Raw genomic sequence first — 14836 nt, 5'->3', positions numbered from 1 at the left:
CCCGAAGCGCAACCTGGAAGGGCACCGAACCCGCCACACCCTCGATGCGGGTCCAAAACGCCTGCAATTTCAACTGGATGGCGCAGATATGCCGCGCCTTGTCATGGGCCGGGAGGCTGCCAGAGCGACACCATCCCGTCAAGGTGACCGGCCGCTCCCGCGACCGCTCCGCCGAGGCCTGACGCGGCCGGGTCGAAGCCGAGAAGACGGGTCGCGAGGGCGTGCGCGGCGCCCGACAGGCCCCAGCGTCCCTCGCGCGCGGGCTCGCGCTCGACGATCTCCAGCCCCTCGGGCACGCCGCGCTCCTGCTCCAGCCAGCGGCGGATCTCGCGCTCGCCGCCCAGGGCGTCCACCAGACGGTTGTCGAGGCCCTGCTCGCCCGAAAACACCGAGCCGTCGGCGAGCGCATCGGTCTCCGCCGGCGAGAAGCCGCGCCGCTCGGCCAGCAGCCGCTTGAACCAGGCATAGGAACTGTCGACCAGCCGCCCGATCATCTCGCGCGCCTCCGGCGGCGCGGGGTCGAAGGGCGACGGCTCGGCCTTGAGCGGCGAGGACTTCACCGCCGCCACGTCCACCCCGATGCGGCCGAGCAGCACGGAGGCGTCGACATACTGGAACAGGACGCCGATCGAGCCGACGATCGAGGAATGGTGCGCGAACACGCGGTCGGTGGCCATGGCGACCATGTAGCCGGCGGAGGCGGCGAGCTGGCCGACCTCGGCGGCCACCGGCTTGGCCTCGGCGAGGCGCCGCACCGCGTGGAACAGCGTCTCGCCGCCCACGGTGGTGCCGCCCGGCGAGTTCACCTTGACGATCACCGCCTTCACGCCGTCGTCCTCGGCAAGGTCGTCCAGGAGCTCGAGCATCTCGCGGTCCTCGGTGATGAGGCCGGAGATCTCGACACGCGCGATGGTGGGGCCGAGCCCGGCGCCCGGACGCCATCCGGCGGCGAACGCGGCCAGAACGGCGGCCACCGCGAGCACCAGAATCGCCGCCACGCGCCAGAACGACAGCTTGCGGCGCAGCCGCCGACGGTCGATGATCCCCTGTGCGTCCATGCCGCCTCGCCCCTGCCGTTCCATTCGCAGCGAGCGATAGACCGGCCGGGCCGGCTTGCCAAGCGGGCGCCGGGACGCGGCCCGGCGACGCGCGGGCGTGTGAGCGACGGGCCCTCGCGCGCCGTGGTTTTACCATGTAAAAACCCTATATCCCGCATAGGGAAATGCACGGATCGCCCCGTCCGGCGGCGATCCCGCGTTTCCCCATTCGATTCGTTCTGGAGCCTTCCGCATTCTCGACGCACCCAACAGGCAGGGCAGGCACGCGGCGACCACGACCCGCGACGATCTGGCCCTCGGCAGCGCCGCCGAGCGCCCGGCGCACGCGTTCAGCCGCGCGCGGGCCCACTCGCGCCGCGTGCGCTGGCTCAAGATCGGGCTGCCGCTGGTGGCCAGCGCCATCGTGCTCGCCGGCATGGTGGCGATCTGGCTGGCGCGCAGCCTTCCCGCCGACATCGCCTTCGCCTCCACCTCGATCGAGGACGGGCGCCTGGTGATGCGCGACCCGCGCATGTCGGGCGTCGACGGCAACGACCGCCCCTTCTCCATGGTCGCCGACCGGGCGATCCAGGAGCTCGGCGGGTCGAGCATCGACCTGGACGGCGTGCGCGCCAACCTCACGGTGGACGCCGGCACCACGGCCGAGCTGGTCGCGGCCAAAGGCCGCTTCGACACGCGCACCAACATGCTGCGCCTCTACGACCAGATCTCGGTGGACACGACCAGCGGCATCCGCATCCGCATGCAGAGCGCCGACGTCGCGCTCGAGGGCGGCACGCTGACCGGCACCGGCCCGGTGGAGATCGCCACCTCCGACCAGCGCCTGGAGGCGGGCAACGTGTCGATCTCGGACGGCGGCAAGACGCTGTCCTTCGGCAACCGCGTCAAGCTGACCCTTCTTCCGCAGTCCCTTTCCAACGGGGGCGGCGCCCCCACGAGCGAGCCCGGACAATGACATCGACCCATCGCATGCCCGCCGTGCTGGCCGTTCTCGGCGCCCTGTCCCTTTCCGCCTCGCTGCCCGGCGCCGCCATGGCGCAGCAGCAGTCGCAGGGGTTCGGCAATTCCTTCGGCGGGCTTCAGGTGCAGGGCGACCAGCCCGTGGCCATCGAATCGAACCAGCTCGACGTCGACGACGCCAAGTCGCTGGCGACCTTCTCGGGCGACGTCAGCGTGCGCCAGGGCCAGACCTCGATGAACGCCGAGAAGCTCCTCGTCTTCTACGTGCGCAACCAGGAGGGCGGCGCCCAGCCGGCGGCCCAGCGCTCCAACATGCCGGGCGGCTCGGGCGACATCAGCCGCCTGGAGGCGACCGGCAAGGTGACCATCCGCTCGGCCGACCAGACCGCCACGGCCAACAAGGCCGAGTTCGACATGAAGACGCAGGTCGCCCTGCTCACCGGCGACGTCGTGCTCAGCCAGGGCAAGAACGTGGCGACCGGCTGCGTCCTGCGCATCCAGATGGACACGGGCGTCGCCCGGCTCCAGAGCACCGACTGCGGCGGGGCTTCGGGCGGTGGCGGCCGGGTGCGCATGCTGCTCTCGCCCGGTGCCGGCGGCGCGCCCGGCGCCAACTGAGCCCCCTTCCCCCGCCCCGTTTCTCCGGGCGGGCCGGTCCGGCGCCGGCCGCCCCGACCCTGGACGTTCCGTGGACACACCGCTCGACCCCATCGCCCCGCGACCCGCGCAGGACCCCCGCGAAAGCGCCATGCAGTCCGACGCGCGCGCCCATCCGTCCTCCGGCACGCTGGTGGCGCGTGGCATCACCAAGACCTATCGCGGCCGCCGCGTGGTGGACAGCGTCGACGTCGCGGTGCGGCGGGGCGAGGCCGTGGGGCTGCTGGGTCCCAACGGTGCGGGCAAGACCACCTGCTTCTACATGATCACGGGCCTCGTGCCCGTGGACGGCGGCCGCATCGAGCTCGACGGCCACGACATCACCGGCATCCCGATGTACCGGCGCGCGCGGCTCGGCATCGGCTACCTGCCGCAGGAAGCCTCGATCTTTCGCGGCCTGTCGGTGGAGGACAACATCCGCGCCGTGCTCGAGATGGTCGAACCTTCCAAGCCGGAGCGCGAGCGCCAGCTCACCGCGCTCCTGGAGGAGTTCCACATCGCCCATCTTCGCCGGCAACCGTCCACCGCGCTGTCGGGCGGCGAGCGGCGGCGCTGCGAGATCGCCCGCGCCCTCGCCTCGCGCCCGACCTTCATGCTTCTGGACGAGCCCTTCGCGGGCGTCGACCCGATCGCCGTGGCCGACATCCAGGAACTGGTCCGCCACCTGACGCGGCGCGGCATCGGCGTGCTCATCACCGATCACAACGTGCGCGAGACGCTCGGGCTGATCGACCGGGCCTACATCATGCACGCGGGCGCGGTGCTGACCCACGGCACCCCGCAGGACATCGTGGACAATCCCGACGTCCGGCGGATCTATCTCGGCGAACAGTTCACCTATTGACCGATTCCGGCCGGGCCCTATGCGGCCCGCCTTGACAAGCAAGATGCGGACCAGTTTTCTCCCCGAGGTTGCCCCGAGCTTGTGAGGGCACGACGGAGGGGAGGATCGCCGTGAACTTGTCGATGAACCTCCAGGCGCGTCAGAGCCAGTCGCTCACCATGACGCCCCAGCTCCTCCAGTCGATCCGGCTCCTGCAGTTCCACCATGTCGAGCTTCTCGCCTTCCTGCAGCGCGAGGCCGACGGCAATCCGCTTCTGGAACTCGTGCCGGCAGCCGAGCCCGCGCCGCCGTCGCCGGTCGAGACGATCCCGGAGCCCGTCGCGAGCGACCCCGCGCCGCTCTCCGGATGCCGGGACGACGGCGCCGCATTCTCCGACGGGACGGGCCCGGCGGGGGAGCGCCATCCCGACGCCGCCGAACGCCTCCTGGACCTCGCGCATGGCGCCGCGTCCGGCGCGGGCGGCGAGCCCGCCTCCTGGGAGGAGCGGGTCGGCGAGGGCCTGCCCTCGCTCCACGCCCATGCGATGGGCGAGATCGCCGAGGTGTTCGGCGGCGGGGACGAGCGCCGGCTCGCGGAGTACTGGCTCGCCGATCTCGACGCGTCCGGCTTCCTGTTCGCCGACCTCGCGCTTCCGCCCGAGATGGCACCCCTGCTCCGGCGCCTTCAGGACGAGGCGGAGCCCGCCGGCCTGTTCGCCCGCTCGCTGGAGGAATGCCTCGCCATCCAGCTCCGGCGGCGCGACCGACTCGACCCCGTGATGGGCTGCGTGCTGGCCAACCTGCCGCTTCTGGCGCGCCGCGACTTCGCGGCGCTGTCACGCCTCACCGGCGAAAGCGAGGCGGAGCTTCTCGACATCCTGTCCGAGATCCGCTCGCTCGACCCGCGGCCGGGCTCGGCCTTCTCGCTCGCGCCGCCGGCGGCCGTCCTGCCGGACGCGGTGGTCACGCAGGACGCCGGCGCGCCCGGTGGCTGGCGCGTCGCGCTGAACCCGGAGGCCTTTCCCCGACTGCGCATCCGCCTCGAGGCCGGGGCGCCCCGTTCGGGCAGCGGCGAGGAGCGCGTCTTCCTGGCCCAGTGCCGACAGTCCGCCGGCTGGCTGCAGCGGTCCCTGGAAGGGCGCGCGCGCACCATCCTGAAGGTGGCGGACGAGATCGTGCGCCGCCAGGGCGCCTTCCTCGCGCGCGGCGGCGGACACTTGCGGCCGATGACGCTGATGGACGTGGCCGAGGCCGTCGGCATGCACGAATCCACCATCAGCCGGGTGACCGCCGGCAAGTACCTCGCCACCCCGCGCGGCACGGTGGAAATGAAGGCGTTCTTCTCGGGCGCCATCGCCGCCAGCGACGGGGGCGAGGCGCATTCGGCCGAGAGCGTGAAGCTGCGCATCCGCAACCTCGTGGCGGCCGAGGGCGCCGGCGGCGTCCTGTCCGACGACGACATCGCCGCCCGGCTCCAGGGCGAGGGCGTGGAGCTCGCCCGGCGCACGGTCGCCAAGTACCGCGAGGCGCTCGGCATTCCCTCCTCCGTGCAACGCCGGCGCGAGATGAAGGCCCGCCGCCTCGCCGGCTGAGCGAACCGGCGCCGCCACGCTCGGAATTTCGGGCCTTGGGGGCCTTGGCCCTGCCACGGAATTGGGATCGAATGATTCCCCCGACGGGCCGGAACGAAATGGCCGTGCGGAGTCTTCGAGAAGACGGCGACGCGCGGCTTCCGAAGCCCGTCGCCGGACGAATGGAAGGAGACACGAATGGGACTTCGCGTATCGGGCCGACACATGGACGTCGGCGAAGCCTTTCGCTCGCGGATCGAGGATCGGCTGAACGACTTGGTCGCCAAGTACTTCGACGGGAATTTCTCCGGTGCCGTCGTGTTGTCCAAGGAAGGGGCGCGCACCTGCGCGGACATCACCTTGCACCTGGACAGCGGCGTCTACTTTCAGGCCACCGCCGATACCCACGACCCGGAGTCGAGCTTCGTCGAAGCGTCCGAGAAGGTCGAGAAGCGCCTGCGCCGCTACAAGCGCCGGCTGAAGGACCACAAGGCGAGCGCCGCGGGATCGCGCGAGATCGCCTACACCGTCATCAGCGCCGTGCCGGACGAGACCGAGGAGGTGCCGGAGGACTTCGCCCCGGCCGTGATCGCCGAGACCTCGCTCGTGATGGGCACCATGAGCGTCGCCAGCGCCGTGATGGAGCTCGATCGCCGCGACGGTCCGGTGGTGGTGTTCAAGAACGGCGCCAACGACGAGGTGAACATCGTCTACCGGCGGCCGGACGGCAATGTCGGCTGGATCGACCCCTCGACATTGCGGGCCAGGGTCTGATACCGGCCGCACGGGAACCGGCCGGGGCGTCTCGCCCCGGTCTCGGTCCCGTCGGCGTCCGGGAAGGGCCGCGCAAGGTTTGTCCGGCACGCTCCGCCCCGATGGGCTGCGCGGACCGGTTGAGCGGAAGGCATTGACGACGTGGAGCTGTCCGATCTGATCCGGGAGGAAGCGATCCTCCCCTCCCTCAAGGCGCATTCCAAGAAGCAGGTTCTGCAGGATCTTTCCGAGCGGGCCGCCGCGCTCACCGGCCTGGAGGCGCGCGACATCTTCGAGACCGTGATCGCGCGCGAGAAGCTCGGCTCCACCGGCATCGGCCACGGCATCGCCATTCCGCACGGCAAGCTCGCCGGCGTTCAGCGCATCCAGGGCGTCTTCGCGCGCCTCGCCAAGCCCATCGACTTCGAATCGCTGGACGACCAGCCGGTGGATCTCGTGTTCCTGCTGATCGCGCCCGAAGGCTCGGGCGCCGACCACCTGAAGGCCCTGTCGAAGATCGCCCGCCTCCTGCGCGACCCGCGCACCGTGGACGAATTGCGCGCCTCGCGCGACGCGGGCTCGCTCCACCATCTGATGACGCGCCAGGCACCGCCGCACGCGGCCTGACGCCGGGCGTCATGACGCCTACTCCCCCGGTCAGCGAAAGGCCGGCGCGGAGCGGGTCCGGCCGGCCTCGATCGATCTTTCCGCCGCAAGGTCCGGGCGGGTCAGTGGATGCTGACGGTCATCAGCTCGTTTTCGGTGGCGCTCGCCAGGATCGACCCGCGATCGTCGGACACGGCCAGCGGCGTGCCGTCGGCCGAGAACAGCGCCCAGAGCTTCAAACCCGGCCGGATCGACTGGGCGGACGGGAAGCGGGCGCGGATGTCGTCGGACGACATGCGGCGCAGATAGGCCAGGTGACCCTCGCCGATCGAGGCGAGGTCGGACTGGGAAACCGGTGTGACGGAATTCGTACGGGTCATGGGGCGTCTCCTGAAGAGGCAAACGGGAGATCGGGGCCGAGGTTTCAATCCTCGACGGTGATCTCGATCTTTTTCACCACGCGTTCGGGCTCGGGCTTGACCAAGTCCACCATCAGAAGACCGTTCTTCAGCTGCGCGCCGAGAATGCGCATGCCGTCGGCGAAGAGGAAGCTCTTCTGGAACTGACGGGCTGCGATGCCGCGGTGCAGGAAGTCCCGCTCCTCCCGGTCGCTCTGCGCGCCCCGGATGGTGAGCTGGTTGTCTTCCGTCGTGATCTCCAGGTCGTCCGGCAGGAAGCCGGCCACCGCGAGTGTGATGCGGATGGCGGGTTCGCCGGCCGTCCCGTCGCTCGCGACGGTGCGGATCCGCTCGATGTTGAACGGGGGATAGCCGTCGCTGGCCTTCCCCATCCGCTCGAGCATCCGCTCCACCCCGTCGAAACCGAGAAGCAGCGGACTGGAAAACGGCGTCATCCTGTTCATGTCACGGCAAGCCCTTGTCTCAAGCGACTTGTCGGTCGGGACCCTGGTGCGGCGTCCCGCTCGACCTGTCCGAGATATGGCGACCCGGAGGGCCCGCTTCAATGCGCCGGGCCCCTCGCGCCCCTGCCACCATTCAGCGCCCCAAAGATTGACGGAGCCTTGCCGCCGCTCAGGTCACCGGGCCGGGCTTGAACTGGAGCGCGACGCCGTTGATGCAGTGGCGCTTGCCGGTGGGCGGCGGGCCGTCGTCGAAGACGTGGCCGAGATGGCCGCCGCAGTTGGCGCAGTGCACCTCGGTGCGCGGATACACCAGGAGATAGTCGGTGCGGTTGGCGATCGCGCCGGGCACCGGAGCCCAGAAGCTCGGCCAGCCCGTGCCGGAATCGAACTTCGTCGCCGACGAGTAGAGCGTGTTGTCGCAGCCCGCGCAGTGGAACAGGCCGCTGGTCTTGATGGCGTTGAGCGGGCTCGAGAAGGGCCGCTCCGTCGCCTCCTGGCGCAGCACGGCATACTGGTCCGACGACAGGCGGCGGCGCCAGTCCTCGTCGCTCAGGGTGAACGGAAAGCTCTCGGCGGCCACCGCGCCGGCCGCCTTCAGCGCGAGCCCCGACGCCGCGAGGCCGAGAAGGAACTGTCTACGCCGCATGGGAAGGCTCCCGAGTGGATGGTGTGGAAGGGCAGGACGGCCCCGCCGCATATGGGGGCGGGGCCGTCGGTCGTCCATGATCGGCGATCAGGGCATCAGCACGGTGTCGATGACGTGCACCACGCCGTTCTTCTGCATCACGTCGGCCTGGGTCACCGTCGCGACGTTGCCCTTGGCGTCGGTGACGGTGAGCTTCTTGCCCTTCATGGCGAGCGTCAGCTCCTCGCCCTCGACCGTTTTCACGACGTGCTTGCCGCCGTCGTCCTTGATCATCTTCATCGCAGCTTCGGCGGTCGCCTTGGCCGGCACCACGTGGTAGGTCAGGATCTTGGTGAGCTGCGCCTTGTTCTCCGGCTTCACCAGCTTCTCCACCGTGCCGGCGGGCAGCTTGGCGAAGGCCGCGTTGTCGGGCGCGAACACGGTGAAGGGCCCCTTCCCGTCCAGCGTCTTGACGAGGCCCGCCGCCTTCACCGCCGCGACCAGGGTCGTCAGGTTCTTCGCGTTGGGCGCGTTCTGGGCGATCGTCTTGGATGCGTACATCGGCGCGCCGCCGACCTCGACCATCTTGTCCTTGGCCATCGCGAGACCGGCCGAGCCGACTAGGAGCGAGGCGACGAGGGCACTGCGGAACAGCTTGGAGATCATGGGTCCGTTTCCCCTGTTGATGCGCCCTCCGAGCGAGGGGCGTCATGAGCTACGGAAGGGGATGCGGCGCGGATGCCGAATTCGTGATCATAATTTTTAGTCGCTGACGCGCCCGCGCATCCGCTTGACGTTGGAGCGGCCCTTCTTCGCCTCCAGCCGGCGCTCCACCGAGCCGCGCGTCGGCCGCGTCTTCTTGCGCGGCGGCGGCGGCGGCACGAGCGCCTCGCGCACCAGCGCGACGAGACGCTCGCGCGCATCCTCGCGGTTGCGCTCCTGGGTGCGGAAGCGCGAGGCCTCGATCAGGACGGCGCCGCCCTTCGTCGCCCGTTGGCCGGCGAGGCGCAGGAGCCGCGCCTTCACCTCGTCCGACAGGACGCTGGACCCCGCCGCGCCGAAGCGGAGCTGAACGGCGGTCGCCACCTTGTTGACGTTCTGCCCGCCCGGACCGGCCGAGCGGATGAAGCTTTCCTCCAGCTCGTCGTCGGGAATGGTGATCCGGGCGTTGACGGGCAGGCCCCTGTTCGCTGCTGGCTCCGCCATGCGCGGCTTCCTCCTCCCGGCTCCGGCGGACGCCGCCGCCTTCCGCCCCCGTGGTTGCCGCAAACGAAAGGGACCCGCAACCCGAAGGTCGCGAGCCCCGCCTCCTCCCCGGAGATCGCGCGCCCTATTCGGCGGCCAGCGCCCGCGCCGGCGAAGCGTCCATCACCCCGGCGTCGACATGCTCCTCGAACTTGGCGAAGTTCGTGCGGAACATCGCGACCAGGCGCTCTGCCTGCGCGTCGTAGGCCGCCGGATCGCTCCAGGTCGAGCGCGGATCGAGGATCGCGGCGTCCACGCCCGGCATCGAGACCGGCACCCGGAAGCCGAAGTTCGGATCGGTGCGGAACTCGGCCGACTTCAGCGAGCCGTCCAACGCCGCGGCCAGGAGCGCGCGCGTCGCCTTGATGGGCATGCGCCGCCCCGTGCCGTAGGCGCCGCCCGTCCAGCCGGTGGACACCAGCCAGCAGTCCACGCCGTGCCGCGCGATGAGGTCGCGCAGGAGGTTGCCGTACTCGGCCGGGTGGCGCGGCATGAACGGCGCGCCGAAGCAGGTCGAGAACGTCGCCTCGGGCTCGGTCACGCCCTTCTCCGTGCCTGCCACCTTGGCCGTGTAGCCCGACAGGAAGTGGTACATCGCCTGCTCGGGCGTCAGCTTGGCGATCGGCGGCATCACGCCGAAGGCATCGGCCGTCAGCATGATGATGTTGCGCGGATGGGCGCCGAGACCGGTGTCGCTGGCGTTCGGAATGAAATGCAGCGGATAGGCCGCGCGGGTGTTCTCGGTGAGCGAGCCGTCCTCGAAGTCGGGCACGCGCGCCTCGTCCAGAACGACGTTCTCGAGCACCGTGCCGAACATGCGCGTGGTGGCGAAGATCTCCGGCTCCGCCTCCGCCGACAGCCGGATCGTCTTGGCGTAGCAGCCGCCCTCGAAGTTGAAGATGCCGGTCTCGCCCCAGCCGTGCTCGTCGTCGCCGATCAGCGTGCGCGTCGGATCGGCCGAGAGCGTGGTCTTGCCGGTGCCCGACAGACCGAAGAACACGGCTGCGTCGCCGTCGGCGCCGACATTGGCCGAGCAGTGCATCGGCATGACGCGGGTCTCGGGCAGGCGGTAGTTGAGGACGGTGAAGACCGACTTCTTCATCTCGCCGGCATAGGTCGTGCCGCCGATCAGGATGATGTTACGCGTGAAGTCGCAGGCGATCACCGTCTCGGTGCGGCAGCCGTGGCGCTCGGGGTCCGCCCGGAACGAGGGCAGGTCGATGATGGTCAGCTCCGGCACGAAGCCCTCGAGCTCGGCGCGCTCGGGGCGGATCAGGAGATTGCGGATGAACAGGGAGTGCCACGCGTATTCGGTGACCACGCGCGCCCGGATGGCGTTCTGCGTGTCCGCTCCGCCCACGAGATCCTGCACGAACAGGTCGCGCCCTTCGGCGTGCGCCTTGAAGTCCGCATAGAGCCGCTCGAACGCCTCGGGCGCCATCGGCTTGTTGTTGTCCCACCAGACGCGGCCCTCGGTGCCGGCGTCGCGCACCACGAACTTGTCCTTGGGGCTGCGGCCCGTGTGCTGGCCGGTGGTGACGACCAGGGCGCCGTGGGCGGTCAGCTTGCCTTCGCCGCGACGCACGGCCGTTTCCACGAGCTCGCCCTCGGCAAGGTTCCAGCGCAGGGACGACAGGTTGGCGAGACCGGTGGTCTCGATGCCGCGATCGGGATTGCGGAGCCCGAATTCTTCCATGTCACACTTCCCTCGGTCGGCCGGGACATCCCGGAAAGCCAAGCAAATATCCCCGAAGCCGCATCGCGGCAACTATCGAAAACTCAGAGAAATACATGGATGCCGCAATATCAAACGATTTAAAACATCGATCTACGTGCCTAAATCGGTTCAGCACCGCACTTCAATCGGATTAACCCAAGCAAAATAAATTCGCGCGGTGCGTGCGCCGGGGCTCCTCGGTCGCGCCGATGCCCCGGGCACCTTTCGGCGCGTCCTGCGTTGTGGGGCGGAACGCATTCTTGAAAGGACGAGACATGGCCGAGTCGGCAACCGAGAAGTTCTGGGACATGATCGGCGACTTCCAGACCTGCATGGTCACCACCCGCGACGGGGGCAAGCTTCGCTCGCGCCCGATGGCGCCGCAGATCTCGCGCGAGCGCGCCGAAATCCTCTTCATCACCGACCGCAACTCCCACAAGGTCGAGGAGATCACCGCCGACGACCAGGTCGCCTGCTCCTTCGTGCAGAAGGAGGAGTATGTCGCGCTCTCGGGCACGGCGAGCCTGTCCACCGACCGCGCCCGGATCGAGGAGGCGTGGGACCCGCAGGCCGAGGCCTGGATGCCGGGCGGCAAGGACGGCCCGAACACCGCGGTCCTGGTGGTCCGCCCGACGCAGGCCGAGATCTGGGACGTCACCGCCAACAAGATCACCCAGGCCTGGGAGTTCGCTAAGGCCTATGTCGGCGACAAGCCGCGCCCGGACACCACGGAGAACGTCAAGGTCCGGCTCTGAGATCTCGCGAAAGATCGAGGGCGAGCGGCGCAAAACGCGAAAGGCGTTGCAAAAGCGTCACGAACGCCACATTTCCCTTCCAGAAGGGAATCGAGCCCGCTCCGGCGACGGGGCGGGCCGGGAGCGTTACGGCGCACCGTTGAGGTTGACGGCGCGCGTTCGCCCGCCCGGACAGGAGTGGAGACGACATGCCGACGATCGCGCTGGTGGATGACGACCGCAACATCCTGACCTCGGTATCGATCGCGCTCGAGAACGAGGGCTACCGGGTCGAGACCTATACGGACGGCGCCTCGGCACTGGAGGGCCTGTCCGCCCGTCCGCCGCACCTGGCCATCTTCGACATCAAGATGCCCCGCATGGACGGCATGGAACTCCTGCGCCGTCTGCGCCAGAAGAGCGACCTTCCGGTGATCTTCCTGACCTCGAAGGACGAGGAGATCGACGAGCTCTTCGGCCTCAAGATGGGCGCCGACGACTATATCCGCAAACCCTTCTCGCAGCGCCTCCTGGTCGAGCGCGTTCGCGCCATCCTGCGCCGCGGCGCCCCGCGCGAGACGGTCGGCGGCAAGCCGGTCTCGGTGGCCGAGTCCTCCCTGGAGCGCGGCCAGCTCGTGATGGACCAGGAGCGCCACACCTGCACCTGGATGGGCCAGCCGGTGACCCTCACGGTCACCGAGTTCCTGATTCTCCACTCGCTGGCCCAGCGGCCCGGCGTCGTGAAGAGCCGCGACGCGCTGATGGACGCGGCCTACGACGAGCAGGTCTATGTCGACGACCGGACCATCGACAGCCACATCAAGCGCCTGCGCAAGAAGTTCAAGTCGATCGACGACGACTTCGACATGATCGAGACGCTCTACGGCGTGGGCTATCGCTTCCGCGAAGTCTGACGGGCCGGCGGGGTTGTCGGCGACGGGCACCAACGAGACCGGACGCACGGCCGCGGCACGCCGCCGCCCGGCCCGCTGGCGCCGCACGCCCATCGTGCGGCGACTGGTGATCCGCGTCCGCCGCCTGCTCGGCCACTCCATCTTCTCCTCGCTGACGCGGCGCATCGTCTTCCTCAACCTCGTCGCGCTGATCGTCCTCGTCTCCGGCATCCTGTATCTCAACCAGTTCCGGGCCGGGCTGATCGACGCGCGCGTCGAGAGCCTGCTGACGCAGGGCGAGATCATCGCCAGCGCCATCGCGTCCTCGGCCACGGTGGAGACCGATTCGATCACCGTGGACCCGGAACGCCTCCTGGAACTCCAGGCCGGTGCGACGCTCCAGCCCAATCCCGACCAGTCCGAATCGCTCGACTTCCCGATCAACCCGGAGCGCGTCGCTCCGCTGCTGCGCCGACTGATCTCGCCGACGCGCACGCGCGCCCGTCTCTACGACCGCGACGCCAACCTGATCCTCGATTCGCGCCACCTGTATTCGCGCGGCCAGATCCTGCGCTACGACCTGCCGCCGGTGGAGACCGACGAGGAGAACGGCATCTTCGCCTGGATCAGCCGCGAGACGGGCCGGCTTCTCGGCCACGGCGACCTGCCGATCTACAAGGAGACGCCGGGCGGCTCCGGCTCGACCTACCCGGAGGTGATGAGCGCGCTGACCGGCGGCCCCCGCGCCCTGGTGCGCTCCACCGAGAACGGCGAGCTGATCGTGTCGGTCGCGGTGCCGATCCAGCGGTTCCGCGCCGTGCTGGGCGTGCTTCTCCTGTCGACGCAGGGCGGCGACATCGACAAGATCGTCCAGGCCGAGCGCATGGCCATCGTGCGCACCTTCGCCGTGGCCGCCATGGTGACGGTGATCCTGTCGGCGCTCCTAGCCTCCACCATCGCGACCCCGCTGCGCCGCCTGTCGGCGGCCGCGATCCGCGTGCGACGGGGCGTCACCGCGCGCGAGGAGATCCCCGACTTCGGCGACCGCGCCGACGAGGTCGGCCACCTCGCCTCGGCGATCCGCGACATGACCAACGCGCTCTACGCGCGCATGGACGCGATCGAGAGCTTTGCCGCCGACGTCAGCCATGAGCTGAAGAACCCGCTGACCTCGCTGCGCTCGGCCGTCGAGACGCTGCCGCTCGCGCGCAACGACAATGCCCGAGAGCGTCTCCTTGCCGTGATCCAGCACGACGTGAAGCGCCTCGACCGGCTGATCACCGACATCGCGGACGCCTCGCGTCTCGACGCCGAGCTGGCGCGCGAGGTGGCGGGCGAGGTGGACCTCGCGGGCCTCGTCGGCTCCGTGGTGGACGGGGCGCGCGGGCACCTGAAGCCCGAGCAGCAAATCGCCATCGACCTCACGGTCGTGCCGCCGCCGGCGGGCCGCGGCTTCCGCGTCGCCGGCCACGACCTGCGCCTCAGCCAGGTCTTCACCAACCTCATCGACAACGCCCGCTCCTTCGTGCCCGAGACCGGCGGTCGCATCTCGGTGCGTCTCCAGCGCCGCGCCCGCACCTGCACGGTGACGATCGAGGACAACGGGCCGGGCATCCAGGCCGAGAAGATCGAGCGCATCTTCGAGCGCTTCTACACCGATCGCCCCGGCGCCGAGTCCTTCGGCCAGAACTCGGGGCTCGGCCTGTCGATCTCGCGCCAGATCGTGGAGGCGCACGGCGGCGCGATCCGCGCCGAGAACATTCTCGACGCCGCCGCCCCCGGCGGCATCGCGGGCGCGCGCTTCACCGTGGATCTCCCGGCCGAGACGTGAGCGGGGCGACCAACATCCACGCCACCGCGCTGCGCCTCGCCGGGCGCGGCCTCCTGCTGCGCGGCCCCTCGGGCAGCGGCAAGTCGGCGTTGGCGCTGGCCGTGCTGCGGCGGGCGGAAGCCGCCGGCCTGGAGGCGGCGCTGGTCGCCGACGACCAGGTTCTCGTCGCGCGCGAGGGCGACCGGCTCGGCGCCCGCGCACCCGAAGCGATCACCGGGCTGATCGAGATCCGCGGCATCGGCATCCTGCCCGAGCGGCACGTGACGCACACGCTTCTCGACCTCGTGGTAGAGCTCGTGCCGCGCGAGGCGGTGGAGCGCATGCCCGACGCGGCGCGGCGCGTCGAGATCGCGGGAATCGGTCTGCGCGCCGTGCGCCTCGCGGAGCGCGATCCGAGCTTCGGCGCCGACATCCTGCTAACGCTCGCCGCCTCGCACGCCTTCTGGCAGGCGGGGAAACCAGGTTGATGCCGCATCGCAGCAGGGCGGTCGCGGCTTCGTG

17 protein-coding genes are annotated in these 14836 nt (G+C 69.9%); 10 read left to right on the top strand and 7 right to left on the bottom strand.

Annotation, left to right across the window (positions count from 1 at the left end):
- Nucleotides 1-101: 101 nt before the first annotated feature.
- Complete coding sequence (sppA, locus tag D3218_RS10135; protein WP_119539965.1) at nt 102-1058, bottom strand: signal peptide peptidase SppA; 957 nt, start codon at nt 1056-1058, stop codon at nt 102-104.
- 358 nt (nt 1059-1416) lie between these two features.
- On the opposite strand from sppA, the gene lptC reads away from it, so the two are divergent.
- The 6 genes from lptC (at nt 1417) to ptsN (ending at nt 6449) form a co-directional block, all read left to right on the top strand.
- Nucleotides 1417-2013: an LPS export ABC transporter periplasmic protein LptC gene (lptC, locus tag D3218_RS10130; RefSeq protein WP_119539964.1), complete on the top strand. Its 597-nt coding sequence runs from the start codon at nt 1417-1419 to the stop codon at nt 2011-2013.
- The gene (locus tag D3218_RS10125) at nt 2010-2636 is read left to right on the top strand and encodes an LptA/OstA family protein (protein ID WP_245414998.1); all 627 of its coding nucleotides are present in this window, start codon (nt 2010-2012) and stop codon (nt 2634-2636) included. Before lptC ends, D3218_RS10125 begins: the two co-directional genes overlap by 4 nt.
- A gap of 130 nt (nt 2637-2766) precedes the next feature.
- Nucleotides 2767-3519 carry an LPS export ABC transporter ATP-binding protein gene (gene lptB, locus D3218_RS10120; RefSeq protein WP_119539963.1) on the top strand — a complete coding sequence of 251 codons (753 nt, stop codon included), beginning with the start codon at nt 2767-2769 and terminating at the stop codon, nt 3517-3519.
- A gap of 110 nt (nt 3520-3629) precedes the next feature.
- Nucleotides 3630-5090, top strand: a complete 1461-nt coding sequence (gene rpoN, locus D3218_RS10115) for an RNA polymerase factor sigma-54 (RefSeq protein ID WP_168990476.1) — start codon at nt 3630-3632, stop codon at nt 5088-5090.
- A gap of 177 nt (nt 5091-5267) precedes the next feature.
- Nucleotides 5268-5843: a ribosome hibernation-promoting factor, HPF/YfiA family gene (gene hpf, locus D3218_RS10110; RefSeq protein ID WP_119539961.1), complete on the top strand. Its 576-nt coding sequence runs from the start codon at nt 5268-5270 to the stop codon at nt 5841-5843.
- 141 nt (nt 5844-5984) lie between these two features.
- A complete protein-coding gene (gene ptsN, locus D3218_RS10105; RefSeq protein WP_119539960.1) occupies nt 5985-6449 on the top strand; it encodes a PTS IIA-like nitrogen regulatory protein PtsN in 465 nt (154 codons plus the stop codon).
- A 101-nt stretch (nt 6450-6550) separates the two neighbouring features.
- Here ptsN and D3218_RS10100 read toward each other — a convergent pair whose 3' ends face one another.
- The 6 genes from D3218_RS10100 to D3218_RS10075 all read right to left on the bottom strand — a co-directional run bounded on the left by D3218_RS10100 (nt 6551) and on the right by D3218_RS10075 (nt 10856).
- Entirely contained in the window at nt 6551-6808 is a 258-nt protein-coding gene (locus D3218_RS10100) for a BQ00720 family protein (protein WP_119539959.1), read from the bottom strand.
- Between the two features lie 44 nt (nt 6809-6852).
- A complete protein-coding gene (locus D3218_RS10095; RefSeq protein WP_119539958.1) occupies nt 6853-7290 on the bottom strand; it encodes an Hsp20 family protein in 438 nt (145 codons plus the stop codon).
- A 169-nt stretch (nt 7291-7459) separates the two neighbouring features.
- Entirely contained in the window at nt 7460-7936 is a 477-nt protein-coding gene (gene msrB / locus D3218_RS10090) for a peptide-methionine (R)-S-oxide reductase MsrB (RefSeq protein ID WP_119539957.1), read from the bottom strand.
- A gap of 87 nt (nt 7937-8023) precedes the next feature.
- Complete coding sequence (locus D3218_RS10085) at nt 8024-8581, bottom strand: fasciclin domain-containing protein (RefSeq protein ID WP_119539956.1); 558 nt, start codon at nt 8579-8581, stop codon at nt 8024-8026.
- A 96-nt stretch (nt 8582-8677) separates the two neighbouring features.
- Entirely contained in the window at nt 8678-9121 is a 444-nt protein-coding gene (arfB, locus tag D3218_RS10080) for an alternative ribosome rescue aminoacyl-tRNA hydrolase ArfB (protein WP_119539955.1), read from the bottom strand.
- Nucleotides 9122-9245: 124 nt separating this feature from the next.
- Nucleotides 9246-10856 (bottom strand): phosphoenolpyruvate carboxykinase, encoded by a 1611-nt coding sequence (locus D3218_RS10075; protein ID WP_119539954.1) that lies wholly within the window; start codon nt 10854-10856, stop codon nt 9246-9248.
- Between the two features lie 296 nt (nt 10857-11152).
- Here D3218_RS10075 and D3218_RS10070 point away from each other — a divergent pair, with 296 nt between their 5' ends.
- The 4 genes from D3218_RS10070 to D3218_RS10055 all read left to right on the top strand — a co-directional run bounded on the left by D3218_RS10070 (nt 11153) and on the right by D3218_RS10055 (nt 14802).
- On the top strand, nt 11153-11632 hold the full coding sequence (locus D3218_RS10070) for a pyridoxamine 5'-phosphate oxidase family protein (RefSeq protein WP_119539953.1): 480 nt from the start codon (nt 11153-11155) through the stop codon (nt 11630-11632).
- 188 nt (nt 11633-11820) lie between these two features.
- Nucleotides 11821-12525 (top strand): response regulator transcription factor, encoded by a 705-nt coding sequence (locus D3218_RS10065; protein WP_119539952.1) that lies wholly within the window; start codon nt 11821-11823, stop codon nt 12523-12525.
- A gap of 13 nt (nt 12526-12538) precedes the next feature.
- Nucleotides 12539-14335 carry a sensor histidine kinase gene (locus D3218_RS10060; protein ID WP_119539951.1) on the top strand — a complete coding sequence of 599 codons (1797 nt, stop codon included), beginning with the start codon at nt 12539-12541 and terminating at the stop codon, nt 14333-14335.
- Nucleotides 14332-14802: an HPr kinase/phosphorylase gene (locus D3218_RS10055; RefSeq protein WP_119539950.1), complete on the top strand. Its 471-nt coding sequence runs from the start codon at nt 14332-14334 to the stop codon at nt 14800-14802. Before D3218_RS10060 ends, D3218_RS10055 begins: the two co-directional genes overlap by 4 nt.
- Nucleotides 14803-14836 lie beyond the last annotated feature (34 nt).

Source organism: Aureimonas flava (genome assembly GCF_003583935.1).
Taxonomy (GTDB): Bacteria; Pseudomonadota; Alphaproteobacteria; order Rhizobiales; family Rhizobiaceae; genus Aureimonas; species Aureimonas flava.
This window is presented reverse-complemented; position numbering and strand designations above follow the sequence as displayed.